The 23,301-nt window shown below is 69.2% G+C and carries 26 protein-coding genes and 2 pseudogenes; 12 read left to right on the forward strand and 16 right to left on the reverse strand.

What is annotated here, in order from left to right:
* Positions 1–76: 76 nt before the first annotated feature.
* Positions 77–1,553 (reverse strand): annotated as a pseudogene (locus VA596_RS11225) (aldehyde dehydrogenase).
* Between the two features lie 136 nt (positions 1,554–1,689).
* On the opposite strand from VA596_RS11225, the gene VA596_RS11230 reads away from it, so the two are divergent.
* On the forward strand, positions 1,690–1,995 hold the full coding sequence (locus VA596_RS11230; RefSeq protein WP_323325955.1) for an STAS domain-containing protein: 306 nt from the start codon (positions 1,690–1,692) through the stop codon (positions 1,993–1,995).
* A gap of 31 nt (positions 1,996–2,026) precedes the next feature.
* Here VA596_RS11230 and VA596_RS11235 read toward each other — a convergent pair whose 3' ends face one another.
* The 3 genes from VA596_RS11235 to VA596_RS11245 all read right to left on the reverse strand — a co-directional run bounded on the left by VA596_RS11235 (position 2,027) and on the right by VA596_RS11245 (position 4,966).
* Complete coding sequence (locus tag VA596_RS11235; protein ID WP_323325957.1) at positions 2,027–2,350, reverse strand: hypothetical protein; 324 nt, start codon at positions 2,348–2,350, stop codon at positions 2,027–2,029.
* 237 nt (positions 2,351–2,587) lie between these two features.
* Complete coding sequence (locus VA596_RS11240; RefSeq protein ID WP_323325959.1) at positions 2,588–3,937, reverse strand: serine/threonine-protein kinase; 1,350 nt, start codon at positions 3,935–3,937, stop codon at positions 2,588–2,590.
* Positions 3,938–4,003: 66 nt separating this feature from the next.
* Positions 4,004–4,966, reverse strand: a complete 963-nt coding sequence (locus VA596_RS11245; protein ID WP_323325961.1) for an SDR family NAD(P)-dependent oxidoreductase — start codon at positions 4,964–4,966, stop codon at positions 4,004–4,006.
* A 108-nt stretch (positions 4,967–5,074) separates the two neighbouring features.
* On the opposite strand from VA596_RS11245, the gene VA596_RS11250 reads away from it, so the two are divergent.
* Entirely contained in the window at positions 5,075–5,638 is a 564-nt protein-coding gene (locus tag VA596_RS11250; RefSeq protein ID WP_323325963.1) for a DUF6069 family protein, read from the forward strand.
* Positions 5,639–5,640: 2 nt separating this feature from the next.
* Positions 5,641–6,048 carry a nitroreductase/quinone reductase family protein gene (locus tag VA596_RS11255; RefSeq protein WP_323325965.1) on the forward strand — a complete coding sequence of 136 codons (408 nt, stop codon included), beginning with the start codon at positions 5,641–5,643 and terminating at the stop codon, positions 6,046–6,048.
* A gap of 4 nt (positions 6,049–6,052) precedes the next feature.
* Here VA596_RS11255 and VA596_RS11260 read toward each other — a convergent pair whose 3' ends face one another.
* Positions 6,053–6,604, reverse strand: coding sequence for a dihydrofolate reductase family protein (locus VA596_RS11260; protein ID WP_323325967.1), 552 nt, complete (start codon positions 6,602–6,604; stop codon positions 6,053–6,055).
* On the opposite strand from VA596_RS11260, the gene VA596_RS11265 reads away from it, so the two are divergent.
* On the forward strand, positions 6,603–7,610 hold the full coding sequence (locus tag VA596_RS11265) for a sigma-70 family RNA polymerase sigma factor (protein WP_323327720.1): 1,008 nt from the start codon (positions 6,603–6,605) through the stop codon (positions 7,608–7,610). The genes VA596_RS11260 and VA596_RS11265 overlap by 2 nt on opposite strands.
* Positions 7,611–7,613: 3 nt before the next feature.
* Here VA596_RS11265 and VA596_RS11270 read toward each other — a convergent pair whose 3' ends face one another.
* The 6 genes from VA596_RS11270 to VA596_RS11295 all read right to left on the reverse strand — a co-directional run bounded on the left by VA596_RS11270 (position 7,614) and on the right by VA596_RS11295 (position 13,471).
* Positions 7,614–8,417, reverse strand: a complete 804-nt coding sequence (locus VA596_RS11270) for an ABC transporter permease (protein ID WP_323325969.1) — start codon at positions 8,415–8,417, stop codon at positions 7,614–7,616.
* Entirely contained in the window at positions 8,414–9,382 is a 969-nt protein-coding gene (locus tag VA596_RS11275; RefSeq protein ID WP_323325971.1) for an ATP-binding cassette domain-containing protein, read from the reverse strand. The genes VA596_RS11270 and VA596_RS11275 overlap by 4 nt, the downstream gene beginning before the upstream one ends.
* A gap of 78 nt (positions 9,383–9,460) precedes the next feature.
* A complete protein-coding gene (locus VA596_RS11280) occupies positions 9,461–9,970 on the reverse strand; it encodes an OsmC family protein (protein ID WP_323325973.1) in 510 nt (169 codons plus the stop codon).
* A 95-nt stretch (positions 9,971–10,065) separates the two neighbouring features.
* On the reverse strand, positions 10,066–12,339 hold the full coding sequence (locus tag VA596_RS11285; RefSeq protein WP_323325975.1) for a M4 family metallopeptidase: 2,274 nt from the start codon (positions 12,337–12,339) through the stop codon (positions 10,066–10,068).
* A 318-nt stretch (positions 12,340–12,657) separates the two neighbouring features.
* Positions 12,658–13,173 (reverse strand): peptide-methionine (S)-S-oxide reductase MsrA, encoded by a 516-nt coding sequence (gene msrA, locus VA596_RS11290; RefSeq protein WP_323325977.1) that lies wholly within the window; start codon positions 13,171–13,173, stop codon positions 12,658–12,660.
* A gap of 91 nt (positions 13,174–13,264) precedes the next feature.
* Positions 13,265–13,471 (reverse strand): 4-oxalocrotonate tautomerase family protein, encoded by a 207-nt coding sequence (locus VA596_RS11295; RefSeq protein WP_323325979.1) that lies wholly within the window; start codon positions 13,469–13,471, stop codon positions 13,265–13,267.
* 116 nt (positions 13,472–13,587) lie between these two features.
* Here VA596_RS11295 and VA596_RS11300 point away from each other — a divergent pair, with 116 nt between their 5' ends.
* On the forward strand, positions 13,588–14,262 hold the full coding sequence (locus VA596_RS11300) for a TetR/AcrR family transcriptional regulator (RefSeq protein WP_323325981.1): 675 nt from the start codon (positions 13,588–13,590) through the stop codon (positions 14,260–14,262).
* A gap of 145 nt (positions 14,263–14,407) precedes the next feature.
* The gene (locus VA596_RS11305) at positions 14,408–14,791 is read left to right on the forward strand and encodes an STAS domain-containing protein (RefSeq protein WP_323325983.1); all 384 of its coding nucleotides are present in this window, start codon (positions 14,408–14,410) and stop codon (positions 14,789–14,791) included.
* A 31-nt stretch (positions 14,792–14,822) separates the two neighbouring features.
* Here VA596_RS11305 and VA596_RS11310 read toward each other — a convergent pair whose 3' ends face one another.
* A complete protein-coding gene (locus tag VA596_RS11310; protein WP_323327722.1) occupies positions 14,823–15,698 on the reverse strand; it encodes a LysR family transcriptional regulator in 876 nt (291 codons plus the stop codon).
* A gap of 66 nt (positions 15,699–15,764) precedes the next feature.
* Here VA596_RS11310 and VA596_RS11315 point away from each other — a divergent pair, with 66 nt between their 5' ends.
* Positions 15,765–16,220 carry a nuclear transport factor 2 family protein gene (locus tag VA596_RS11315; RefSeq protein WP_323325985.1) on the forward strand — a complete coding sequence of 152 codons (456 nt, stop codon included), beginning with the start codon at positions 15,765–15,767 and terminating at the stop codon, positions 16,218–16,220.
* A 1-nt stretch (position 16,221) separates the two neighbouring features.
* On the opposite strand, the gene VA596_RS11320 is transcribed toward VA596_RS11315, so the two are convergent.
* The gene (locus tag VA596_RS11320; RefSeq protein ID WP_323325987.1) at positions 16,222–16,530 is read right to left on the reverse strand and encodes a hypothetical protein; all 309 of its coding nucleotides are present in this window, start codon (positions 16,528–16,530) and stop codon (positions 16,222–16,224) included.
* Between the two features lie 49 nt (positions 16,531–16,579).
* Positions 16,580–16,816, reverse strand: coding sequence for a three-helix bundle dimerization domain-containing protein (locus VA596_RS11325; RefSeq protein ID WP_323325989.1), 237 nt, complete (start codon positions 16,814–16,816; stop codon positions 16,580–16,582).
* Between the two features lie 181 nt (positions 16,817–16,997).
* On the opposite strand from VA596_RS11325, the gene VA596_RS11330 reads away from it, so the two are divergent.
* Together VA596_RS11330 and VA596_RS11335 are read left to right on the forward strand one after the other, a co-directional pair.
* Positions 16,998–17,915: a hypothetical protein gene (locus tag VA596_RS11330; RefSeq protein WP_323325991.1), complete on the forward strand. Its 918-nt coding sequence runs from the start codon at positions 16,998–17,000 to the stop codon at positions 17,913–17,915.
* An 80-nt stretch (positions 17,916–17,995) separates the two neighbouring features.
* Positions 17,996–18,433 (forward strand): L,D-transpeptidase, encoded by a 438-nt coding sequence (locus VA596_RS11335; RefSeq protein WP_323325992.1) that lies wholly within the window; start codon positions 17,996–17,998, stop codon positions 18,431–18,433.
* On the opposite strand, the gene VA596_RS11340 is transcribed toward VA596_RS11335, so the two are convergent.
* Positions 18,388–18,831, reverse strand: coding sequence for a hypothetical protein (locus VA596_RS11340; RefSeq protein WP_323325994.1), 444 nt, complete (start codon positions 18,829–18,831; stop codon positions 18,388–18,390). The genes VA596_RS11335 and VA596_RS11340 overlap by 46 nt on opposite strands.
* Positions 18,828–19,259: a hypothetical protein gene (locus tag VA596_RS11345; RefSeq protein WP_323325996.1), complete on the reverse strand. Its 432-nt coding sequence runs from the start codon at positions 19,257–19,259 to the stop codon at positions 18,828–18,830. Before VA596_RS11345 ends, VA596_RS11340 begins: the two co-directional genes overlap by 4 nt.
* Before the next feature lie 97 nt (positions 19,260–19,356).
* On the opposite strand from VA596_RS11345, the gene VA596_RS11350 reads away from it, so the two are divergent.
* The 3 genes and pseudogenes from VA596_RS11350 to VA596_RS11360 all read left to right on the forward strand — a co-directional run.
* Entirely contained in the window at positions 19,357–19,878 is a 522-nt protein-coding gene (locus VA596_RS11350) for a S1 RNA-binding domain-containing protein (RefSeq protein ID WP_323325997.1), read from the forward strand.
* 958 nt (positions 19,879–20,836) lie between these two features.
* Positions 20,837–22,333 carry a hypothetical protein gene (locus VA596_RS11355; RefSeq protein WP_323325999.1) on the forward strand — a complete coding sequence of 499 codons (1,497 nt, stop codon included), beginning with the start codon at positions 20,837–20,839 and terminating at the stop codon, positions 22,331–22,333.
* 220 nt (positions 22,334–22,553) lie between these two features.
* Positions 22,554–23,214: pseudogene (locus tag VA596_RS11360) on the forward strand (transcriptional regulator); the annotation flags it as partial.
* Positions 23,215–23,301 lie beyond the last annotated feature (87 nt).

Here is a 23,301-nt window from a genome sequence, read left to right on the forward strand (position 1 = left end):
CCCGCAGTGTGGACCCGCCCCGGGGCCTTGCCGCAAGTCCCCCTCTCGGCTATACCTTGAAAGGGGAAGCGGGGAGTCAACCCAGCGTGAACGGATCGCGGGTGCCCCCGGACAGCTCGACCCACACCGCCTTGTCGGTCAGGTACTCGTCGATCGCGTGGACGCCGTTCTCGCGGCCCAGGCCGGAGTCCTTCACCCCGCCGAACGGCACGGACGGCGCCACCACGCGGTAGGCGTTCACCCACACGGTCCCGGCCTTGAGCTTCGCCGCGACGCGGTGGGCGCGGTGCACGTCCTTCGTCCACACCGCGCCGGCGAGGCCGTACGGCGTGTCGTTGGCCAGCAGGATCGCCTCCGCCTCGTCGGTGAACGTCAGCGCGGCCAGCACCGGACCGAACACCTCCTCGCGGAACACCGTCGACGCCGGCGTCACCCCGGTCAGCACGGTCGGCTGGACGAACAGCCCGCCCAGCCCGGGGTCGGCCACCCCGCCGCAGGCGACGGTCGCGCCTTCGGCCTTCGCGGTTTCCAGGTAGTGCAGCACCTTCGCGTACTGCGGCGCGTTGGCGACCGGGCCCATTTCGGTGGCGGGGTCGTTCGGGTCGCCGAGCTTGATCGCCGCCGCGCGCTCGGCGATCAGGCGGATCAGCTCGTCGTGGACGTCGGCGTGCACGATCAGCCGTGAGCCGGCCATGCACGTCTGGCCGGTGGCGGCGAACACGCCCGCGATGACGCCGTTCGCGGCCGCGGCCAGGTCGGCGTCGGGGAACACCACCTGCGGCGACTTGCCGCCCAGCTCGAGCGTCACCTTGTTCAGCCGCTCCGCGGCCGCCACCGCGGCGGCTCGGCCGGTGGCGGTCGACCCGGTGAAGGCCACTTTGTCGACGCCCGGGTGCCCGGCCAGCGCCGCGCCCGTCTCGCGGGACAGGCCGGTGACGACGTTGACCACGCCGGGCGGGAACCCGGCCTCGGTGACCAGCTCGGCCAGCCCGAGCGTCGAGACGGGGGAGTGCTCCGACGGCTTCACCACCACCGTGCAGCCGGCGGCCAGCGGGCGCGAGCTTCCAGGTGAGCAGCAGCAGCGGCGAGTTCCACGGCGTGATGGCCGCGACGACGCCGACGGGCTCGCGGCGGGTGTAGACGAGGTAGTCCGGGTTCGGCGCCGGGATCTGGCGGCCTTCGATCTTGTCGGCGAGGCCCGCGTAGTAGTGGTACCAGCCGCCCAGCGCGGTGAGCTGGCCGAGCATCTCGCGGTGGAGCTTGCCGGAGTCGTTCACCTCCAGCCGGGCGAGCCGCTCGGCGTGCTCGCCGATGAGGTCGCCGAGCCGGCGCATCAGGGCCGCTCGCGCGAACCCCGTCATCGCGCCCCAGTCGCCCTCGAGCGCCGCGCGGGCCGCCGCGACGGCGTCGTCGACGTCCTCGGGGCCGCCGTCCGGGACGACGGCCCACGGCTGCCCGGTGTACGGGTTCGGGGACTCGAAGGTGCGCCCGGAGCGGGCGCCGACGGCCTTGCCGTCGATCAGCAGGGAGAAGGTCGGCAACGGTGCGTTCATGGTCCGTCCTCGTCGGCGTACTGCTTCCGGTGTGCTCTAGCTGCACCTTCAGCCTGCACCCGCGGGGGCGCCTGACGTAACCTTCGAAGAAGGAAACCCGGACGTGGTCGGGCAGAACCGGTCGCCAGGAGGCGAGATGACCTTGCACAGCGTGTTACTGGAAGACGAGGTCATCCTCTCCGTCGAGGGCGTGTTCGACGGTGACGTGGCCGCCGCCTACCACCGCTCGATGGAAGCGGCCTACGCCGCCGACGTCCGCCGCGTGGTCGTGGACCTGACGATGGCCACGGCGGTCGACGGCGGTGCCGCGGCGGTACTGGCGGCGACGGTCACCGGCTGCGCGGCGCGCGGTACGCACCTCATCATCGCGATGCCGGACGGCGTCGAAGCCGAGGTCACCGACCCGGCTCAGGTCAGGACGCTCCTGCGCAGCTTCGAGTAGGCCGGAACGGGTTTCGCGGAAATGATCTCGGTCAGGAGATCCCGGCCGCGACGCCGCTTTCAACATCCATTTCCCGCTCGGCGGTGACGGACAGTTCCTCGGCGAAGATCGAGTCGATCTTCGCGCTCGCGGTGCGCAGTTTCGCGACGCTCGCCACGAGCAGCAGCAACACCGCGGCGGGCACCACGAGCAGCACCGGCGGCCAGTCCAGTACGACGACCGCGGCGATGGAAACCAAGGCCAGGGCCAGGAAGAGCGTCCGGGCGACGACCCGCGGCCACGTGGGTGCGGGCTTGGCGTGCCGTCCGCGCGACGCTCCGAGAACGGGTCGCGCCAGGGCAGCGTGGACACTCATCCCAACCTCCGGAAAAGTAGTGGAACCGGCCGGGACGGGGGATTCCCGGCGGCCGTGCCGGCGCGAAAGGCGCTGCGGCACACGCTGGTTCTGTCGGGCCGCAGGGCGCTTCGGTTACCGGTCGTTATTGGTTCGAGTCCGAATTCGGAAAAGAGAATTCCGACGGTGTACTGACTATTCCACCGCCATTCCCGGCGGTAGGGCCGTTGGGCCCTGCTTCACCGGCCGGAGGCCCCGTCAGGAGTCGCTGCCCGGCCCCTTGCCCTTCCCCTGACCCGGCGGCGGGCCGCTCTTCCCGGACTTGCCCCGCTGCTTCACGGTCTTGGGCGGCTGGGGCGCGTTCTGGGCCGTGTTGCGGTGCGTCACGGCAGCCGGCTCGAGGTCGGCGGACTCGGTCGCGGCGGGCGCGGCCACCTCCTGCGGCGACGACGAGGACGGCGGCGGCGCCGCGGCCGCGGTGGATCCCGGCGCCGGCTGCTGGGCGGGGGTGGTGGTGCCGGTCCCGGTCTCGGGCGCGGCCAGCAGGACGGCGGCGATCGTGGCCGCGGCCGCGGTGGCCAGCGTGGCGGTCACCATGGCCCGGCGCCGCCGCGGCGGACGGACGTCCGGCGCGGTCGTGGTGGCGGGAGTGGCGGTCGCCCGGCCCCGGCGCCACCTCGGCGGGCGGGCGTCCGGCGCGGCCGAGGGGAGCGTGGAGGGCGGGGTGCGTAACAGCCGCAGCACCTCGGCGGCGGACGGCCGGTCCGCGGGCTCGCGGTGCGTCATCCGGCGCAGCGTGTGCGTGAGCGCCGGGGGCAGGCCGTCGGGGATCCGGGGCGGCCGGGCCAGCCGCGCCATGGCCGCCTCGACCATCGTGCCCTGGTACTCGCGCTCGCCGGTCAGGCACTCGAGCAGGATCAGGCCGAGCGCGTAGACGTCGGCGGCGGGCCCGGCCGGTTCACCGGCGACCTGCTCCGGCGCGAGGTAGGCGGCGGTGCCCGGGATGACGCCGGTGCCGGTGATGTGCGTGGTGTCCAGCGCGTGGGCGATGCCGAAGTCGCCGATCAGCGGGCCGTCCGCGCTCAGGAAGACGTTGGCCGGCTTGAGGTCGCGGTGGACCACCCGCAGGGCGTGCACGTGGGCCAGGGCCTCGGTGAGCCCGGTGGCCAGCGCCGTCACCTCATCCGCGGTCATCGGGCCGCCCAGCAGCCGTTCCGCCAGGTTCTCGCCCTCGACGAGCTGCATCACCAGGAACGTCCGGCCGTGCTCGATGCCGCTGTCGTGCAGCGCGACGACGCCGGGGTGGGCGATGCTGCCCTGGATGCTCATCTCGCGCAGCCGGCGGCGCTGGTCGAGCGCCACCGCGCCGCGGTCGTAGATCTTGACGGCGACCTGCCGGTCGAGCCGCAGGTCGTAGGCGCGGTAGACGCGGGCCGTGCCGCCGCTGCCGATCAGGCGGCCGACCTCGTAGCGCCCCGCGAGCTCGGCCGGCGGCAGCTCGTCACCGAGCGGTGCCTGGGGCACGACGGCGAATTCGCCCAGCGCGTAGTGAGCACACGTGACCTCGTCCGCGTCGCTCATCGCCGGGCACCCCGCTTCGTCGGCCACGACCGGTGTTTACCCCGATCCCGTGAACCGGAAACCTCCGCGAGATCACGGGCGGGGTACCACCGGTCAGTGCGCGAAAGCGTCCACACCGGTCAGCTGCGCCGACAACGTCCACAGGCGCTCGGCCTGCTCCGGGTCGACGGCGTAGCGGCGGACGCCCGAGGGGGAGAGCCCGTCGGCGTCCTCGGGGGACAGCTCGGCGACGTCGCAGTCCTCCAGGTACAGCCCGCCGAGCCCGGCCAGCTGCGGGGACGTCGCGGCCCAGACGGTCGTCGCCGCGCCCTGCTCCGGCGTCTTGAACTCGACGAGCATGGTGCCGGCCTCGTCCATCCAGCCGCGCTCGACCATCTCGGCGTGTGACAGGTGCCGCTGCAGCGGCGTCATGATGCCGCCCGGGTGCAGCGCGAACGCGTGGACGTCCTTCTCCGCGCCGAGCTTGTCGAGCTGGACGGCGAACAGCACGTTGGCCGTCTTGGCCTGGCCGTAGGCGGCCCACTTCTCGTAGCCCTGGGTGAACATGACGTCGTCCCAGCGCATCGGCGAGTTGTGGTGGCCGCGGGAGGACAGCGCGACCACGCGCGCGCCTTCGGCGACGGCCGGCCACAGGCGGTTGACCAGGGCGAAGTGGCCGAGGTGGTTGGTGGCGAACTGGGCCTCCCAGCCCGGCCCGACGCGGGTCTCGGGGCAGGCCATGATCCCGGCGTTGGTGACGAGCAGGTCGATCCGGCGGCCGGTGGCCAGGAAGCGCTCGGCGAACCCGCGGACGCTCTCGAGGTCGCCCAGGTCCAGCTCGTCGACCTCGACGCCGGCCAGCCCGTCGAGGGCCTGCTCGGCGGTCTCGCGGCGGCGGGCCGGGACGACGACGCGGGCGCCGGCGCCGGTGAGCGCGCGGGTGGTCTCCAGCCCGATGCCGGAGTAACCGCCGGTGACGACGGCGAGCTTCCCGGTGAGGTCGATACCCGCAACGGCTTCGGCCGCGGTGGTGCCGGCGCCGAAGCCCGATCCGATCTTGTGCTGTGCGGTGGTCATGGTCCCGACGCTAGGACCTGGAGTGCACTCCAGCGCAAATCGCGCGTGCCGGGCCGAAAGAGGGGACAATCGACCGCGAGAGGCCCAGCCGACGTGAGGAAGGCCGTGATGTCCGACTACTACGGGAACACACCCCAGGACGTCCGCCCGGGGATCGACGCCCGCCGCCTGTGGGCCGGTGGCGTGGCGACAGCGGTGGTCGCGGCCCTGGTCGCGGTGGTCGGGCTGCTGATCGCCCGCGGCATCTTCGAGGTCGAAGTGCTGGCCCCAAAAGGGGAAGGCGTCTGGGGCAACGCCAGCACCACGACGTACGCAGTGGTCGCCGCCGCGGTGGCGTTGCTGGCGACCGGCCTGATGCACCTGCTGAGCGTGGCGACGCCGGCGCCGTCCCAGTTCTTCGGCTGGATCATGGTGCTGGTGACGCTGATCGCGGTGGTGCTGCCGCTGACGCTGAGCGTCGCACCGAGCGCGAAGATCGCGACGGCGGCGATCAACCTGGTGATCGGCCTGGTGATCGCGGCGATCGTGAGCAGCATGGCGGCGAGCGCGCGCACCCTGCACCGGCGCCGCTCGACGTCCCAGACCCAGCCGCCGGCGCAGCAGCAGCCGCCGCCGACCCGGCAGTGGAACCAGCAGCAGCAGGAGCCGCCGACCCGCTACTACGACCGCTGAGCATGGGGCAGCGCAAGACGAACCGCCGCGTGATCGAGCAGTTCCGCGCGGGCGAGGAGGTGGACGGCATGCACCGCGAACGACTCGTGCTCCTGACGACGACGGGCCGCAACTCGGGCAAGCCGCGCACCGTCCCGATGATGTTCCACCGGGACGGCGAGCGGATGCTGGTGGTCGCCTCGAACGTGGGAGCCCCGAAGGACCCCGACTGGTACCAGAACCTGACGGCCGACTCCCGGGTGAAGGTCGAGGTCGACGGCCGCGCCTTCGAGGCGGAGGCGCTGCCGCTGCTGGGCGCGGACTACGTGCGCACCTGGACGGAGCTGGAGAAGCACTACCCGTTCCTGGTCGACCACCGGGAGAAGGCGAAGCGGTCGATCCCGATCGTGGAACTGTCCGAAGAGGACTGAAGGGTCACGGCGTCCGGTAGCGCAGCAGGGCGGCGGCGCCGTTCGGTTCCACCGAGACGGGGTGAAGATCACCGGGTCCGGTGAACCACGTGCGGCCGGTGCCGAGCACGACCGGGAAGACGAGCAGGCGGTATTCGTCGACCAGGCCGTGCCCGGCCAGCGCGTGCACGATGCTCGTGCTGCCGATGACGACGACGTCACGCTCTTCGCGCAGCCGCCGGACCTCGTCGAGCAGGTCCCCGGTGAGCAGGGCCGAGTTCTCCCAGGCGCCGACGTCGGTGAGGGTGCGCGAGGCGACCCGCTTGGCGGCCTGGTTCATGCGCGTCGAGAAGTCGTCCGTCCGGGTGGGCCACAGCTTCGAGAACAGCTCCCACGTGCCCCGGCCCAGCAGCAGGACGCCGGTGTCGAGCAGCGCGCCGAGCTTGAACTTGTCCCCGGCCACGGCTTCCGGGCCGTGCCGGAACGCCCAGCCGCCGTCCGGGGTGCCCCCGGAGCCGTCCGGGTCCTCGACGACCCCGTCGAGGGTGGTGAACTGGATGACGATGACGTCGTTCATGAGCGTCCCTTCGTGGTTTTCGCGGTCGCAGGTACATACCGGCGGGCTCCGCGAAACTCATCGCGATCCGGGGCACAATCTCGCCGTGGACTTCGAACCGTTCCGGCGCGAGCTGGTGGTGCACTGCTACCGGATGCTCGGCTCGCTGCACGACGCCGAGGACCTGGCCCAGGAGACGCTCCTGCGCGCGTGGAAGGCGCGTGAGCGCTACGACGAGCGGCGCGCGTCCGTGCGCACCTGGCTCTACCGCATCGCGACCAACGTCTGCCTGACCGCGCTCGAAGGCCGGGCGCGGCGGCCGCTGCCGTCCGGGCTCGGTGCCGCGAGCACCGATCCGGGCGTCCCGCTGGTCCCGGACTTCGAGGTGCCCTGGCTGCAGCCGCTGCCCGCGCGCTACGCCGACGACCCGCAGGCCCGCGCCGGGGTGCGGCTCGCGTTCGTCGCCGCCGTGCAACTGCTCCCGCCGCGGCAGCGGGCGGTCCTGCTGCTGCGCGACGTCCTGCAGTTCAGTGCGGCCGAGGTCGCCACACAGCTGGACACGTCCGTGCCCTCGGTCACCAGCTCACTGCAACGGGCCCGCGCCGCGCTCGCCACGGCGATGCCGCGGGAGCACGAGGTGCGCGAGCCCGGCGACCAGGCCGTCCGGGAGACGGTCGAGCGGTACGTCCGCGCGTTCGAGGCCGCCGACGTCGCCGCGCTCGTCACGCTGCTGACCGACGACGCCGTGCTCGAGATGCCGCCGGTGCCGCTCTGGTACGCCGGGAGCGCGGACTACGGCCGCTTCATGGCCCGGGTGTTCACGATGCGCCCCGGCGCCTGGCGGGCGGTCCCGCTCACGGCGAACGGGCAGCCCGCGCTCGCCGCGTACTGCCCGGACGACGACGGCGGCCACCGCCTGCACACCCTGCAGGTGCTCACGGTGACGCCGGCCGGCATCGCGCACAACGTCGTGTTCCAGGACCCGCGGCTGTTCGCGGCCTTCGGCCTCGCGGTGTCCGTCCCCTGAGGACTACTTGCTCGCCACCTTGCGGTAGCGCGCCGTGGCCAGGGGCGCGAACACCGCGATGATCGCCACGCAGCACAGGATCGAGTACAGCGCCGCGTGCTCCGCCGGCCAGCCGGTCTGCGGGGCGCCGAAACGGTTGCCGAACAGGTCCCGCGTCGCGTTGATCACCGCCGTGAACGGGTTCCAGTCGGCGATCGCCCGGAGGAACGGCGGCATCTTGTCCGTCGGGACGAACGCCGAGGACACGAAGCTCAGCGGGAACATCCAGATCAGCCCCGCGCTCTGCGCCACCTCGACGCTGCGCGCCGTGAGGCCGATCAGCGCGCCGACCCAGGACAACGCCCACGCGAACATCAGCATCACCAGGTAGCCGAGCACCGCGTCGAGGAAGCTGCCGCGGATCCGCCAGCCGACGATCAGCCCGCACAGCGACATCACGACCAGCGCCACCACGCTGACCACCAGGTCCGACGTCGTGCGGCCGAGCACCACCGCGAGCCGGGACATCGGCAGCGAGCGGAACCGGTCGATGATGCCCTTCTGCAGGTCGTTGGCGAAGCCGATCACGGTGAACGCCGAGTTGAACGCCACCGTCTGGGCGAAGATCCCGGCGATGAGGAACTCGCGGTAGGCCGCGCCGCCCGCGTCGCCGCCGATCGCGTTGCCGAAGACGTAGGCGAACAGCAGCACGAACATGATCGGCTGCAGCGTCGCGGCCATCAGCCAGTCCGGGTTGCGCCGGACGTTCATCAGGTTGCGCCAGGTGATGATCCCGCCGTCGGAGATGCCCTTCGCGAACGCGTTCACTTCGCGGCCTCCTCGGCGCCGTGCCCGGTGAGGGACAGGAAGACGTCGTCCAGCGTCGGCCGGTGCAGGCCGACGTCCTGGACCGTGATGCCGTGCGCGTCGAGCTGCCGCAGCGCCTCGATGAGCGCCTTCGGCCCGGTGTCGACGAGGATCTCCGCCCGGCGCGTGTGGTCGTCACCGGTGGGCTCACCGGAGCCGACCGCGCGCAGCACCTCGAGGGTGACGGGCAGGTCCGCGGCCGAGGCGACGACCAGCTCCAGGCGCTCCCCGCCGATCTGGGCCTTGAGCTCGTCGGCGGAGCCGCGCGCGATCACCTTGCCGTGGTCGATCACCACGATCGAGTCGGCCAGCTGGTCGGCCTCTTCGAGGTACTGGGTGGTGAGCAGGACGGTGGTGCCATCGGCGACCAGCTCCTTGATCACCGCCCAGGTGTCCAGGCGCCCGCCGGGGTCGAGGCCGGTGGTCGGCTCGTCGAGCACGACGACGGCCGGCTCGGCCACCAGCGCGCCGGCCAGGTCGAGCCGGCGCCGCATGCCGCCCGAATACCCCTTCGCCGGCCGGTCGGCGGCCTCCTCGAGCTGGAACCGCGCCAGCAGCTCCCGGGCCCGCGCCCGTGCCGGCGCCTTCTTCCGGCCGTACAGCCGCCCGACCATGTAGAGGTTCTCGAAGCCGGTGAGGTTCTCGTCGACGGCCGCGTACTGGCCGGACAGCCCGATCCGCCGCCGCACCTCGTCCGGCTCGGCCAGCACGTCGTGGCCGGCCACCCACGCCTCGCCCGAGTCGGGACGCAGCAGCGTGGTCAGGATCCGGACGGTCGTGGTCTTCCCGGCGCCGTTCGGGCCGAGCAGGCCGAGCACCCGCCCGGCCGGGATCTCGAGGTCGACGCCGTCGAGCGCGCGGGTCGAACCGTAGGTCTTCACTAGCCCGCGTACCTGGACGGCGACGTCCGGATCCGGTGGTGGCATGGCGGCTCCCCTTCCGATGACACCGTCAAGCTAGGCCACGCTGTCCGCTTTGTCCTCCGGGTTTCTCCCTGAGAGGCGTCAGTTCGCCGAGAGCGTCACGGCGAACTCCGGCGGCGTCCGCAGCGACTGGAACACCACGCAGTACCGCTCGGTGAGCTTCTTCAGCGTCGCCAGCTGCTCTTCGGACGCGTCGGTGTCCAGGTCGAACGACAGCCGGATCGCGCGGAAGCCGACCGGCGCGTCCTTGGCGACGGCGAGCGTGCCGCGGAAGTCGAGATCGCCTTCGGCGCGGACCCGCCCGCCGCGGACGGCGAGCCCCAGCGACGTCGCGACCGCCCGCAGCGTCACCCCGGCGCACGCCACGAGCGCCTCCAGGAGCATGTCGCCGGAGCAGGCAAGGGTGCCGTCACCACCGGTGGCCGGGTGCAGTCCCGCTTCGACGACCGCACGGCCCGTCTCGACCTTGCAGGAGATGCCGAGGCCGTCGAGCTCGGCGTCGGCGTGCAGGGTGACGAGCGCGCTTTCCGGTGCGTCGCGGTACTTGTCCTTCAGCGGGGCCTGGGTCGCTCGCAGCTCTTCGGTGTCCATGCGCCCGATTGTGCCCGCGTTTCCCGGGAAAGCGAAAAGGCGGGGAACCCGGGACTTCCCGGATTCCCCGCCGTTTCAGTGCGGATTCAGCGGTTTCAGCTCAGCGTCACCGCGACGTCGTCGATCACGAACGACGTCTGCAGCGAGCTGTCCTCGGTGCCGGTGAACTTCAGCGCGAGGGTGCTGCCGGCGGCCGACGAGACGTCGACCGTCTTGAGCGCGTACCCGGTGGCCTTGTTCAGGTTGGAGTAGCTGCCCAGCGTCGCGCTGCCGTTGGTGACGGTCAGCTTGTCGTAGGCGGTGGTGGTGGTCGTTTCCGCGGTGTCGATGTGCAGGTAGAACGTCAGGCTGGCGTGGCAGCCCGCCGGGATGCTCACCGACTGCGCGACCGACTCCGTGTGCGTGGAGCCGTACCCGTCCAGCCAGGCGCTGTAGGTGCCGCCGTGCGCGGCCTCACCCGAGGACGCCCACTGGCCGATGGCCCCGGTGGTGCCGGTCCAGCTGCCGCTGCCCGACTCGTAACCGCCGTTGACGATCTTCTGGCCGGAGCAGCCGCCGGTGGTGCCGACGGTCCAGCTGAACGACGCCGTGCCGGAGTGGCTGGCGCTGTCGGTCGCGGTCACCGTGACGTTCGAGGTGCCCGCGGTGGTCGCGGTGCCCGAGATCGTGCCGGTGGAGGAGCTGATCGACAGGCCGGCCGGCAGGCCGGTGGCCGACCAGGTGTACGGCGCGGTGCCGCCCGAGGCCGACAGCGGCAGGTTCACCGCGGTGCCGGTCGTGGTCGACTGGTTGCCCGGGTTGGACACGGTGACGGTGCCGGTCGCCGAGCACGTCGGGTCACCCGACTGCGCCGGAACCGAGATGGCGTCCCACGCGGCCTTGACGGTGTTGAACTCGGTGCAGCTGCCCGGGAAGAGGTTCTTCGCCGCGGTCAGCGTCCAGGTGCGGTACTTCAGGTACGAGCTGCCCGTGGTCTTCAGCAGCATCGCGTTGTAGAAGATCTTCACCGCGTTCTGCACACCGATGCCGGTGATGCTGGTGCTGTTGCACGTGGTGCTGGTCGGCTGCCCGTTGGTCGGGTTGGTGCCTTCGGCCAGCAGGTAGAACCAGTGGTTGCCGGGGCCGGCCGAGGCGTGGACCTCACCGTTGGGGACGGAGCTGTCGTAGCAGTTCTTGTCGCCCAGCGCCGACGGGTTGTACATGTTGCGGATCGGGCCGGAGCCGACCAGGTTCACCGACTCGCCGACGAGGAAGTCCGGTACGTCGCCGCCCGCGGGCTCGTTCGCGAACCACTCGGTCGAAGCGCCGAAGACGTCCGCGACGAACTCCTGGGTGCCCGCGCCGGAGATGCCGCCGGGGGTGTGGTCGTCGACACCGTGGCCGTGCTCGTGCGCGACGACGTCGATCGAGCCGATCCACTGGTTCTGCGTGTTGTGGCCGATCTGGACCTGGGTGCCGTCGTAGTAGGCGTTCTCGTCGTTCAGGCCGACGCGGATCGGCCAGCCGCCGCCGCTGCCGTCGAAGCCGTTGCGGCCCAGCCACTGCGAGAGCATCTTGTTCTCGGTCTGGGCGGCGAAGAGCGCGTCCACGCAACCGGTTTCCCGGCTGGTGGCGTTGCCGTTGCCCCAGGCGTCGTCCGGGCCGCTGAAGGTGGTGTTGTTGGCCGCGTCCTGGCAGGACGTGTTGGTGATGGCCGGGTCCTTCAGGCTGTAGGTGCTGCCCGAGTGCGTGGTGTCGAGGTGCACCGGGTTCGGCTTGTTGTACGCGCTGGTGCCGTCACCGTTCATGACGTGTTCCTGCGTGTGCAGCACCTTGCCGGTGGCCGCGTCGACGACGACGTCGAGCCGGCTCGGCCCTTCGGCGTTGCGGCCGACGACCGTGCTCTCCCAGGCCAGCGCCGGCGAGCCGAGCGCGAAGACGACCTGCTGCGCGGGGCTCACGCTGTCCACGGAGGCCAGCTGCTGCCGGGCGGTGGCCTCGGCCGCGGCCTTGGTCACCTTGCCGGTGGTCGTGGCGAGGTTGATGGTCTGGTCCTGCGCGACGGAGGTGCCGAGCACCTGGCCCGTCGAGTTGGTCGCGACGACGAAGTCGCCACCCACCACCGGCAGGCCCTTGTAGCTGCGCTCGTAGGGGATGTACTGCAGGCCGTTCGTCGAGGAAATCGCTTTCTGGGCCTGGAAAACGTCGTCTGCGCTGGCGTGCAGCGCGGCGGGCCTGCTCGCCACGAGACCGGCGGCCGCGGAGACGGCCTGGGCCTGGGCACTCGGGACAGCGGTCGGGGTGGGTTGCGCCTGTGCGGTGCCGGTGATGCAGAGCGCGCCGACGAGGACGCCGGTTGCTGCCAAGACGACAGGACGTCTCAGTTCCATCGAGGGATCTCCTCAGGGCAGGGTGAATCAGGCCCGGGTTCGAGGCCGGGCCTGATCAAGGGGACGAGAGGTGCTGCTGTGGAACGGAAATCAGAATCCGGTGCCGAGGGCTCGTGAACAAGCGACTAACGTACGGTCTTATTGACATATGGCGATACTTCCCAAAAAGGACAATAGCCGCCTTTGGGATTCTGTCACTTGATCGTCCATTGAGGACCGACGTCGGCTCACCGCCGTTCGGGTGATCTTTCCCGTTCCGGAAACGACGAAGGCCCCTTCGCCGGAATGGCGAAGGGGCCTTGAGGTGGTGCGAATGTATCAGGCGGTCGTCTCGCGCTTCGGGAGCTTCCAGCCCGGGCGCACGAAGTGGCACGTGTACCCGTTCGGGATGCGCTGGAGGTAGTCCTGGTGCTCCGGCTCGGCCTCCCAGAAGTCGCCCACGGGGGCGACCTCGGTGACGACCTTGCCCGGCCACAGCCCGGACGCGTCGACGTCGGCGATCGTGTCCTCGGCGACCCGCTTCTGCTCGTCGTTCTCGAAGTAGATCGCCGAGCGGTAGCTCAGGCCGATGTCGTTGCCCTGGCGGTTCTTCGTCGTCGGGTCGTGCACCTGGAAGAAGAACTCGAGCAGGTCGCGGAACGTGGTCTGCGCGGGGTCGTAGATCACCTCGATCGCCTCGGCGTGCGTGCCGTGGTTGCGGTAGGTGGCGTGGGGGACGTCGCCGCCGCTGTAACCGACCCGGGTCGAGACCACCCCGGGCAGGCGGCGGAACAGTTCCTGCATTCCCCAGAAGCAGCCGCCGGCCAGGACGGCCCTTTCGGTTGACGTGCTCACGGCGTCACTCCTTCTCCTCGTGCGGTGCTGCCACCGGTACAACTTCTGTCGTGAGCCGATGATTCCACGCGGGGATTACGGAAGCCTGACGTCACCCGGCCTGGAGCTTCGCAAGGGTGAGGACGTCGCCGCCGATGCCCCAGCCGCCGTCGGCGACCTCCTCGACCAGCACCATCGTGGTCGCACGGGCGCGGTCGCCGTAGATCTCGGCGTAGAGGTCGGTGGTGCGGGTGACGATCAGCGTTTTTTGTTCGGCGGTGAGTGTGCCGGCGGGGACCTTGAAGTTGGCGAACGGCATGGTGACGTCCTTCGGTATCGGTGCTTACTTGCTGACGTAATCGACGCTAACACATCGGTCGGATCGCCGCTACCGTCTGGTTGATAACGACGATAACCCCTGGTAACGTCGCTTCCGTGGACTTGCGAACGCGGATTCTGGAAGCGGCCGCCGACCTGCTGTCGCGGTCGGCCGAGGCCGACTTCTCGACGCGGGCGGTCTGCGAGGCGGCCGGGGTCGGCGCGCCCGCGCTCTACCGGCAGTTCGGCGACAAGGAGGGACTGATGTCCGCCGTCGTCGACCACGGATTCGAGAAGTACCTCGCCGGGAAGCGGGCCGCGGAGGCGTCCGACGACCCGGTGCGCGACCTGCGGGACGGCTGGGACAACCACGTCGCGTTCGCGCTCGAGAACCCGAACTACTACCGGCTGATGTACTCCGGCCTGTCGACACCGCCGAACGCCGCGGCCGAGGCGCACAGCCTCCTGCTCGAGGTGCTCGGGCGCTGCGCGGCCGCGGGACGGCTCGCGGTGGCGCCGCCGGTCGCCGCGCAGATGGTCATGGCGGCCAACGCCGGGGTCGCGCTGTCGATGATCACCCGCCCGGCCCTCTACCCGGACACCGGGTTCTCGGTGCGCGTCCGGGAGAGCGTGTTCGCGGGCATCCTGGCCGGCGAACCGGCGGAGCCCGCCGGAGGAGTGGCCGCCACGGCGACGACGCTCGGCGCCCAGATGCGCAAGGAAGCACCGGCCGGGCTGTCGGCCGCCGAACTGACCCTGATGCAGGAGTGGCTGGAGCGCCTCGCCGACTGATCCACAATGGACAGTGACCCGGATGGCCGCACCGCGTACGGCCATCCGGGTTGTCTTCGGCGGGTTCCGTTTCCCACACGGCGATAACGCGGCTGCGGTGCGACCATGACCCCGGGGCCGGGCCCCGGCCGGGGGAGGAGGCGCGATGTGCGACATCGCTCCGGAGCGCACCAGTGGCGTCCTGGTCGTCGAAGTCGGCGGGGAGCTCGACATCGCGACGGTGGTCCGCTGGACCACGGTGCTCGAAGCCGCGATCTGCGAGCTGCCGGGCCCGCACCTGCTGGCGGTGGACCTCGGCGAGCTGGGCTTCCTGTCGGCCCGCGGGGCGACGGGCCTGCTGGAGGCGTTCGACCTCTGCCGCGACCGCGGCATCGACGGCTGCCTGATCGTCCCCCCGGGCACGGCGGTCAGCCGGGTGGTGCGCCTGAGTGGCCTCGACCGGCGCGTCCCGGTGTACCCGGACCGCCTGGCCGCGATCGCGGCCAGCCAGCCGGTGGAGATGCGCTGGCTGCAGGCCCAGGCCCGCTGACCCCGGTTCACGGACCGGGGCCCGCCCGGCGTCAGGCCGGTTCGCGCACCAGGTCGGCCGCCGCTTCGGTGAACGCGCGGAGCCGGGCCGTCGCCGCGTCGGCGCGCCGGACCAGGGCCCACTCCAGCGGCGGTGTGCCGTCGAGCGGGACGTAGGCCAGGTCGGGCCGCGGGTAGTAGCGCCGGATGTGGGCGCCGACCGGCAGCACTCCCTCACCCGCGCCCGCCGACGTCAGCAGCTCCTGCAGCCCCGACGCCGGCCGGGTCACCGCCTCCGGCGCGTGCTCGTCGAGCCACGGGTCCGGCAGCGCGCAGCGCAGCACCGTCACCCGGGCCAGGTCTGCGACCGGCACCGACGCGCGCCGCGCGAACGGGTGGTCCGCGGCCATCGCGAGGAAACGCCGCTCCCGCACCAGGACCGGGCCGGTGACCAGGCCCGGCGCGTCGAGCGGGGGCCCGGCCAGCACGACGTCGACCTCGCCGTCACGCAGCCACGGCAGCACCTCGGCCGGCCGGACCTCGCGGAACTCGACCCGGCAGCCCGGCTGCCGCGTCCGGAACAGCTCGGCCACCCCGGCCAGCAGCTGCCCGCCCGCCGCGTCGCCGAACGCCACCCGCAGCGTGCCCGTCACCCCGCGGCCCGCCTCGACCGCCCGGCCGAGCGCCGTCTCGACTGCCGACCACGCGGGTGCCAGGTCGGCCAGCAGCTGACGGCCGACCGGCGTCAGCTCGACCCGGCGGCTGGTCCGGGCGAACAACGGGACGCCGACGCGGCGTTCGAGCTTCCGGATCGTCTGGCTGACCTGCGCGGTCGACACGTGCAGCCGCTCGGCGGTCCGGCCGAAGTGCAGCTCGCCGGCCAGCGTCAGGAACGACTCCACCTCGCGTCGCTCCGGCGCATCGTTCATCCCCACTTCACGATCGTGGCACAGAAGCGCGTTGATCAGCGTCGCAGGCTCGACGAGCCTGGGTGCGTGACCACTTCCGAACTCCGCGACCGCGTCGAGATCGTCGACGCCCTGTACCGCTTCGGCCTCGGCCAGGACCTGAAGGACCGGGCGCTGTTCGCGTCGGCGTTCGCCGCCGACGCCGAGGTCGACTTCCGGCCGGCGGCCGCGAGCAGGGGCGCGGCGCCGCCGGTGATGGCCGGCCGGGAGACCATCGTCGACACGATCCTCGCGCTCTTCGACGGCCGCGTCGACACGACCCACCAGGTGACCAACCCGCGCGTCACCGTGGACGGCGACACCGCGCACCTGACCGCGATGGTCGAGGCGCAGCACCTGCTGAGTCCCGCCCACGACACCCATGCGCTGCTGAAGAACCGCTACGATGTGGATCTCGTGCGCGACGGCGACCGCTGGGTGCTGCGCCGCGTCGTCATCGAAAACGCCTGGTACACCGGCGATCCCGCGGCGATCTTCGGCTGAGCTACTCGCCGCGCATCGAGCGGCGGATCTCGGCCAGCCTGTCCTTGGCCGCCTGGTCGCGGTCGGCGATCTTCTTGTCGAGGGCCTCGGTCGTGTTCTCCGTGCCGAGCCCGGCCACGTCCTGCGCGCCGAGCGAGGTCGTGTACCGGCCTTCGATCTTGTCCCGGACGAAGTCGAAGCTGGGGACGCCGCCCTCGCTGTAGTCCGGGTCCGGCAGGGCCGGCGACGGCACAGCGAGGGCGGCGGTCGGCGTCTCGTCGACGATCTCGCCGTCGACCACGGTCGGGTCGTCCCCGGGTTTGTCGTTCATCGTCGCTCCTCGCGCAGCCGGTCTGCCACCGACCTTAGCGCCGGAGCGGTCAGTCGCGCCGGTGCTTGGCGGGCGCGGCCAGCGTGGCGCGGACCGCCCGCTCGACGAGGATCGGGACGAAGACGTGGATGCGCGCGTCGGCGAAGCGGGACCGTTCGCGTTGGACGAGGTTGTGGACGGAACTGCTGCTCACGGCCGTGTAGTCGTGGGCCAATCGGTCCTCCACCACCGACAGCTGCAGGTCCAGCTGCTCGGAGGCGATGGTGTCCAGCGTGGGCGTGCTCATGAAGGGCCTCCCTGTGTCGCGTGACGGGGAAGTACCCGGGAAGACGACCTGGAGGTTAACTGGAGGTGAACGAAGGGTGCCGGTCCGGCAGTGGGTAAGCAGTGGGTAATTCGGCCGTGTGCCGTCGCGGCGGCGTGGTGAATTCTCGACGCGGAAGCCCGCTTGCCGGAGGGAGCAGACCATGAGTGCCGGGGCGTACCACGCCGAAACGACGGAGATGGGGACGGTCGTCAAGGCGGTCGAAGACGTCGGGTCGTCGTTCCTGTCGACCACCCGCGACCTCGAAGGCCTTGTGCTGGACGCCCTGTCGTTCGCCGGGATCGGCAGCGGCGTCGCCGCCGCGAACTCGGCGCTGCACTCGCAGCTCGGCAGCGCGCTGCAGAAGTTCCTCGGCCTGATCGGGAACGTCAACCAGAACGTCCAGACGGCCGCGAACGGCTACAACGCCGCGGACGCCGACGTCGCGCAGGGCTACGGCGGCGGCACCCAGGCCGCCGGTGGCGGTGGCGCGGCGGCCGCTGCGGCAGCTCCGCCGCAGCTCGACCCGCGGGTCGTCGACTCGATCATGGCGTCCGAAGGCGCCACGGGGGAGCAGGGCGGGGTGCCCGAGGCCTACGGGTTCCGGCAGAACATGCACAACGGCTACGACCGGATCATCGCCGCGCGCGAGCAGTACGGGCAGGGCAGCGCCGAGGAGCGCGCCGTCGTCAGCGACCTGATGACCGCGAACGCCCGCACGGCGGGCGCGCTCAACTTCACCGACCCCGGCACGCAGGCCGCGATCATGTCCGGCGCGCACATGCGCGGGGCCGGCGGCGTCCGCGCGATCGTCAACCACATGGCGGGCGACGACATCGTGCGCAGCTCGGGCACGCTCAGCGACGCCGCCATCCAGCACGCGCAGGGCCTGACGCCCGAGCAGTTCCAGCAGGAGTTCCACGACGCCCGCATCGAGTACGACCGCCAGATCTACGGCGGCACGACCACCCACCAGGGTGGTCACACGGCGAACTGGTGGGACCGCTACGGCAACGGCCTGACCCAGCGCTACGACCGCGAGCAGAACGAGTTCCTCGGGCTGTCCCAGCCGCAGAACTGAGCTCGATCGATCTTGCCGGTTCGAAGATCGGAAAACTGGGCACCCTACCTCCTGTAGCCGAACGACTGCGGGAGGCAACGATGAACCGGAGGATGATCGCGGTACTGGGCGGGATCGCCGCCATGGCGGGCACGGTGGTGCTCGCCGGGACGGCGGAAGCGGCTTCGACGCCGTGCAGTGCCGAAGCGAAAGCCTGCGTCCAGCGCAGTACGAACACGGCGTGGTTGACGGACGGCGCCGGGAACGTCACGCACGGCGGGGTCCCGATCACGGTCGGGCTCGCGAAGTACCCGACCCCGCTCGGGACGTTCCACGTGCAGTACAAGGACATCGACCACTACAGCAAGCAGTTCCACGGGCCGATGCCGTATTCGGTGTTCTTCACGAACACCGGGGTCGCGTTCCACCAGGGCAGCCTGAAGGCGAAGTCCCACGGCTGCGTGCACCTTTCGCACGCGGACGCGGTGACGTTCTACAACTCGCTGCACCCGGGTGACGTGGTCCAGGTCGTGGCCTGACCCTTCTGTCCACTGTGGAACAGTCCACAGAGGACGGCGCCGAAGACCACGTGGTCCAGCACCTGCGGAACGCGGGGAAGCGTGCGCACCGCCGGGTAGGCCCTCGCGACGATCCCGAGATCGAGCGCCGCGATGGCCAGCCCGGCCACGGCACCGCGGGTGACGCCGAGTTCGTCTCGGCGGGCGGCGAAGGCCAGCACGACGGTCCAGAGGGCCGAGACACCGACGTGCGCGACCAGCCCGGCGGCGACGCCGGGCCGGTCGCGCCGCCCGGGCAGCAGGGTCCCGGCCGCGCGCGTCGCGGCGAGGACGTCACCGTGCGTCAGCAGAGCGTGGGCGGTGGAGGGAATCCCGCTCACGACGGCGGCGATCACCCCCGCCCGGAACGCGCGTCTCACAACGCCGCGAGATAGGCCGCCACCCGGATCCGCAGCCCGCGGACGTGGGGGAGGGCGATCGTGAACGCGGCCGCGGGGTGGTACCCCGGCAGCCGGTCGCCGTGCGTGCACGGCCCGGCGAAGTAGACGAAGGCGTCTTCGTCGTCGTAGCGGCCCGGAGACCAGTGCATCGCGTGGTCCGGGTTTTCGGCGCGCGCGACCCAGTACGCGTGGTGCTTCATCACCTTGGCGAGCTGGACGGCGAACCCGGCGAGATCGGTTTCCGGCAGCCCGAGCCCGTGCCCGCCCCACACCCGGGGCGTGCGGTAGTCGTCCCCGACGAGGTGGCCGAACGTGACGGAGCCGCCCGTGCACAGCCGGGTCCAGCGAGCGGATTTCGGTGCCCTTGCGGGAAGTCCGCGCCGCCCGCCGACGATCTCCAGCGTCATGAGGGAACGATAGTCGATCACCCCGTGATCGACACCGCCGTGAGGGTTGCGTCCACTGGTCCGCCCGGCCCAGCGCTCCCCGTGGAAGACTGGGAAGGTGCAGTCCGAGCTGTGGACCTTCCTGGCATCACTGCACCCCGGCGCCCTGCTTCCCGGCACCGTCGCGGCGATCGAACGATTCGGCGTCTTCGTGGCGCTGGACGACGGGCCCCGCCACCCGGTCTTCCCGGGCGTCGGGTTCGTTGCCTATCCGGAGCTGTCCTGGCGCCGGTTCGAAGCCGCCACCGAAGTCGTGCAGGTAGGACAGCGCGTGTCAGGTGAGTTCCTCGCGTTCGACACCCGGAACCTCGAGGCCAGGCTGTCCTTGAAGGCGACACAGGTGGATCCGTTCCCGGTGTTCGCCGACGTCGCCGAGGTGGGAAGCGAACTACGCGGAGTCGTCACGAAGCTGTCCCCAATCGGCACCTTCGTCGAGGTAGCCGACGCAATCGAGGGGTTGATCCCCTCGGCGACGTCCGTGGCCGTCCAGGTCGGTGCCGAAGTCACGGTCGTCGTCACGGAAATCGACCGACACCGCCGCCGGCTCACCCTCAGAGCCGGATGGGCTTCTTGTTCATGAAGTATCCAGGCGGTAAACCGGCCTGGGGACGTTATTGGGCACACTGCCTCTGACCTGCTCTTTTGCGTCTGTTGCGTCCGGTCGCGTCCGGCCCTGTCTGGACGTCTGACGGCCTGGCTCCTTGCTGCCCCTGTGCCCGTCTGGCCTGGTGGCAGCCCTGCCCCATCTTCCTCGCCCCCGCTGCCATTAGCGCCGGAGGGAACGGTGTCAGGGGTGGGCGCTTGCGACCATTGCAGCGACGCCGTAGGCGCCCTTGATGGCGGTCAGTCGGTGTTAAACGATCGCTGGCGAGGGAGCGGTTCACCCGATCGTGGCGCTGAACGGCGTAACACTGATCGACTCGACGACGTCTCTGGCCGTATGGGGACGAGTGGATCAACCAGCTCCCGGCGGCGCGCGTACGCGGCCGGCCCTCCGGCTGGCCGCCCCGCGACCGGCGGCCAAAGCGGAGCGCCAAGCCATCCGTGTCGCATGAGGGCGAGCCCGCCGCACGGGTGGTGACGTGCGCGCCCCCGCAGGCGGCGCCTTGATCCCGTAGAGCCAAGTTCTGCAACATATGAGGAGTCAAGTGATAGGGCGCGAGCAGTTGCACAGCCACACCGCCAAATCCGGAGTGACTACAGCGTTTTACTCGTTCGTTTTCCACCTTGGCGCCGAGAGTACAATTCAAGATTGCGCAAATAGACTTCTACGGTCAGACATGGCGCAAGCATTCGTGTCTCCGGCAAATAGTGAGATTAGGGTTAGTCAACGTTATCTCGACCTTGCGAACCTACAGACTGACGCAGCCAGGCTACTCATGGTCGATCAATACTTACACGATGAACTGCCATGGAGCTCTCTTTCCTGGAGATTGCGACTTACTGTATATCGATACTACATACAACACGGATTGCCCTCACTCTTACGATCCGCGCTTGAGCTGGTACTTCACTCTGAAGCAGATGAATCCCCTCGCGTGCAAGACAAAAGTAAAGATGAGGATGGCGAACGAATCGACACGTCTCTCAAAGAAGCAATATTCGACATAGAGGAATCAGCGTTTGACATCCGCGCAATATGCGGGATTATGGACGCGATTGACCACAGGCACTATGAACCCGGCTACCTCCTTCAGGAGCCGCACGTTCGACTCCAGCTTCGCGATTTTATTGGAGAGATCCACGAAGCCGGAGTCGACCCTGAATCACGAAAGAGAATTATTCCGACCGTCACGTTAACTCTCCACAAGACCGGGATGGCGGTACTAACTATAGGTGTTAGATTTCCTGGTGTGTGGGAGATTGACCAAATCACTCGAAATTCGAACTCAACTAGCTTGAAATTTGGCAAGACTACTCTATCTGGCCCCATAATCCAGGCGATGCTTGAGTCCGCCGAGCGAGAAGAAGACTCGCTAGAAGGAGAGTGGGCTGACGAAATTCTAGATGGGGTTCGCTGGCGCGACTTTGACCACAACGAAGGTGGTCCCGTCTCTCTTACCGATGTAGCGGTCACCTACATGGACGCCTTGCAGCATCGCTGCAAGGCTAAGTCTTCGTTTCATGACCACGTTATAGGCAAGACTATCTTTCTCGAAGATCTAGATTGTGCGTGCATTTCCGAAAGCCAATGGATGGAATTGCACTGGCAAGAGTTAGCAAGTCTTCTTAGTCGTTCCCAACTTGGACGGGACATCAGAAAGGAACATCAACAACGACTAATCGGAAGGAATTTCGCACTCACGGAGCGAACATCAATGTTCGCGCCCGGCGGGACCATAACAGAGATAGCGTGGAAATACGCGCCGGAAAGTAGCAGGTCTCTCGCAGATTACTACGACCGAGTCAACCTGACGGAGAATGCGCTAATTAGACTCTGGCTACTAAGAGAACTTGACCACAATCTGGATCAAATGCGCCCCCGGCGCAAAGCCCTGGAAGATGTACTCAGACTCTCCTCCTCGCATTTAAAAACGATTTCGAAAGCACATCTTTCTTACGGCGACGCGCGAGAAATATCTGATCACATCCTTCGCGAGTATGGCGGAGAGCAGGTCCTCGCGAGCGTAAACTCGAGAATCTCATTAGTCAAAGATTTGGTGGCAAGCAAGGAAGCCGCACGAAGTGTACGTCGAACAAACCAGTTCGCAGCCGCAGCAATGCTGGCAGCGGTACTCCTCGGTCTGCCTGCAATAAAACAATCGCTGGATGTCTTGATGACAATCCCAGCGTCGGCGGGAGTTCCAGGAAGAGGCGTGCTAGAGTCATCGGTAAAGGCTTCAGGATCCATTGATGCCCTTGCGACATACGCTTACCTGACACTACTACTGATCGGATTTCTCGTACTACTGATTGGCGGAATAGTTTTCTCATCCCGAAGAAAGCCGAAGCAAATACGTCCAGGCATAAGATGGGGAACAGGGGAAATGCGAGTAGGACTGGTATCCAAATCCGAGGAAGAGTCATTCAAGTAGGATAAATGGTCAGCGAACCTCCATTCGTGGATTTCTAATTGTTAGACGCTGCATATTCAGCATGTCGTCACGACACGTCAACGCATTCCCCTGCCAACCTCGGATCATGCGTGGTGCGGGTGGCCGGCTCAGCATCGGTGAGCGGATCGCGTTCTACCGGCGGCGGCGTGGACTGTCGCAGGCGGTGCTTGCTGACCTGGTGGGCCGTACCGAGGACTGATTGAGCAAGATCGAGCGCGGCGAGCGGGACATCCGCGGGCTCAACGTACTGGCCGACCTCGCACGAGCGCTGCGAGTGGCGCTGGGTGACCTGCTCGGCGAACCCGTGCTGATGGAAGAGCAGGACAAGCACGACGACGTCCCGGCCGTCCGGGACGCGCTTATGGCTCCCCGTCGACTGTCGCGGACACTGTTCTCCTCAGCCATGTCGCCCGAGTACATCGACACTCAGCCAGTTCGGCAACAGGTGGAAGGTGCCTGGTCCAGCTACAAGAAGGGCGACCTGGGGCGCGTCGTCACCGCGCTGCCTGGGCTGATCAAGACCACGCAGGCGATGGAGGCGGCCTCGGCCGACGACGCTGGGTACAAGCGGGCCTAAGCGGCCATCTCGGCGCGCGTACACCACCTGGCCGCAACCACGTTAAGCAAGATCGGTGAGGCTGACCTCGCGTGGATCGCGGCTGAACGCGCTATGCAGGCGGCGGACGACTCGGATGATCCGCTGATCCTCGCCTTGACCGCCCGCTCTGGTACTCACGCGCTTCCGGCGGTGGGTCGGTTCGGCTGTCGCAGCGGCGCGACACCAGGACCGGACCACCGCGAACGACCTCCTCGGGCACGCGAAGACCGCAGCTGACCAGCTGGGTGTGGACGCGAACTACTAACAGTCCGAGTTCGAAAAGAGCTGTTGCAACAACATCGGTGAGATCTCGCCGTGGCTGAACCAACGCCGACTAGTGTATACAGTA

Source organism: Amycolatopsis heterodermiae, assembly GCF_034929455.1.
GTDB lineage: Bacteria > Actinomycetota > Actinomycetes > Mycobacteriales > Pseudonocardiaceae > Amycolatopsis > Amycolatopsis heterodermiae.

What these genes read in the sequence shown, in the direction of transcription:
- VA596_RS11325 (WP_323325989.1), bottom strand. Translation starts at nt 16,816, where the DNA reads ATGAGCACGCCCACGCTGGACACCATCGCCTCCGAGCAGCTGGACCTG.
- VA596_RS11320 (WP_323325987.1), bottom strand. Translation starts at nt 16,530, where the DNA reads ATGAACGACAAACCCGGGGACGACCCGACCGTGGTCGACGGCGAGATC.
- VA596_RS11255 (WP_323325965.1), top strand. Translation starts at nt 5,641, where the DNA reads ATGGGGCAGCGCAAGACGAACCGCCGCGTGATCGAGCAGTTCCGCGCG.
- VA596_RS11330 (WP_323325991.1), top strand. Translation starts at nt 16,998, where the DNA reads ATGAGTGCCGGGGCGTACCACGCCGAAACGACGGAGATGGGGACGGTC.
- VA596_RS11335 (WP_323325992.1), top strand. Translation starts at nt 17,996, where the DNA reads ATGAACCGGAGGATGATCGCGGTACTGGGCGGGATCGCCGCCATGGCG.
- VA596_RS11235 (WP_323325957.1), bottom strand. Translation starts at nt 2,350, where the DNA reads ATGAGTGTCCACGCTGCCCTGGCGCGACCCGTTCTCGGAGCGTCGCGC.
- VA596_RS11310 (WP_323327722.1), bottom strand. Translation starts at nt 15,698, where the DNA reads ATGAACGATGCGCCGGAGCGACGCGAGGTGGAGTCGTTCCTGACGCTG.
- VA596_RS11230 (WP_323325955.1), top strand. Translation starts at nt 1,690, where the DNA reads ATGACCTTGCACAGCGTGTTACTGGAAGACGAGGTCATCCTCTCCGTC.
- VA596_RS11265 (WP_323327720.1), top strand. Translation starts at nt 6,603, where the DNA reads ATGAGCGTCCCTTCGTGGTTTTCGCGGTCGCAGGTACATACCGGCGGG.
- VA596_RS11285 (WP_323325975.1), bottom strand. Translation starts at nt 12,339, where the DNA reads ATGGAACTGAGACGTCCTGTCGTCTTGGCAGCAACCGGCGTCCTCGTC.
- VA596_RS11295 (WP_323325979.1), bottom strand. Translation starts at nt 13,471, where the DNA reads ATGCCGTTCGCCAACTTCAAGGTCCCCGCCGGCACACTCACCGCCGAA.
- VA596_RS11345 (WP_323325996.1), bottom strand. Translation starts at nt 19,259, where the DNA reads ATGACGCTGGAGATCGTCGGCGGGCGGCGCGGACTTCCCGCAAGGGCA.
- VA596_RS11280 (WP_323325973.1), bottom strand. Translation starts at nt 9,970, where the DNA reads ATGGACACCGAAGAGCTGCGAGCGACCCAGGCCCCGCTGAAGGACAAG.
- VA596_RS11245 (WP_323325961.1), bottom strand. Translation starts at nt 4,966, where the DNA reads ATGACCACCGCACAGCACAAGATCGGATCGGGCTTCGGCGCCGGCACC.
- VA596_RS11275 (WP_323325971.1), bottom strand. Translation starts at nt 9,382, where the DNA reads ATGCCACCACCGGATCCGGACGTCGCCGTCCAGGTACGCGGGCTAGTG.
- VA596_RS11305 (WP_323325983.1), top strand. Translation starts at nt 14,408, where the DNA reads ATGTGCGACATCGCTCCGGAGCGCACCAGTGGCGTCCTGGTCGTCGAA.
- VA596_RS11260 (WP_323325967.1), bottom strand. Translation starts at nt 6,604, where the DNA reads ATGAACGACGTCATCGTCATCCAGTTCACCACCCTCGACGGGGTCGTC.
- VA596_RS11250 (WP_323325963.1), top strand. Translation starts at nt 5,075, where the DNA reads ATGTCCGACTACTACGGGAACACACCCCAGGACGTCCGCCCGGGGATC.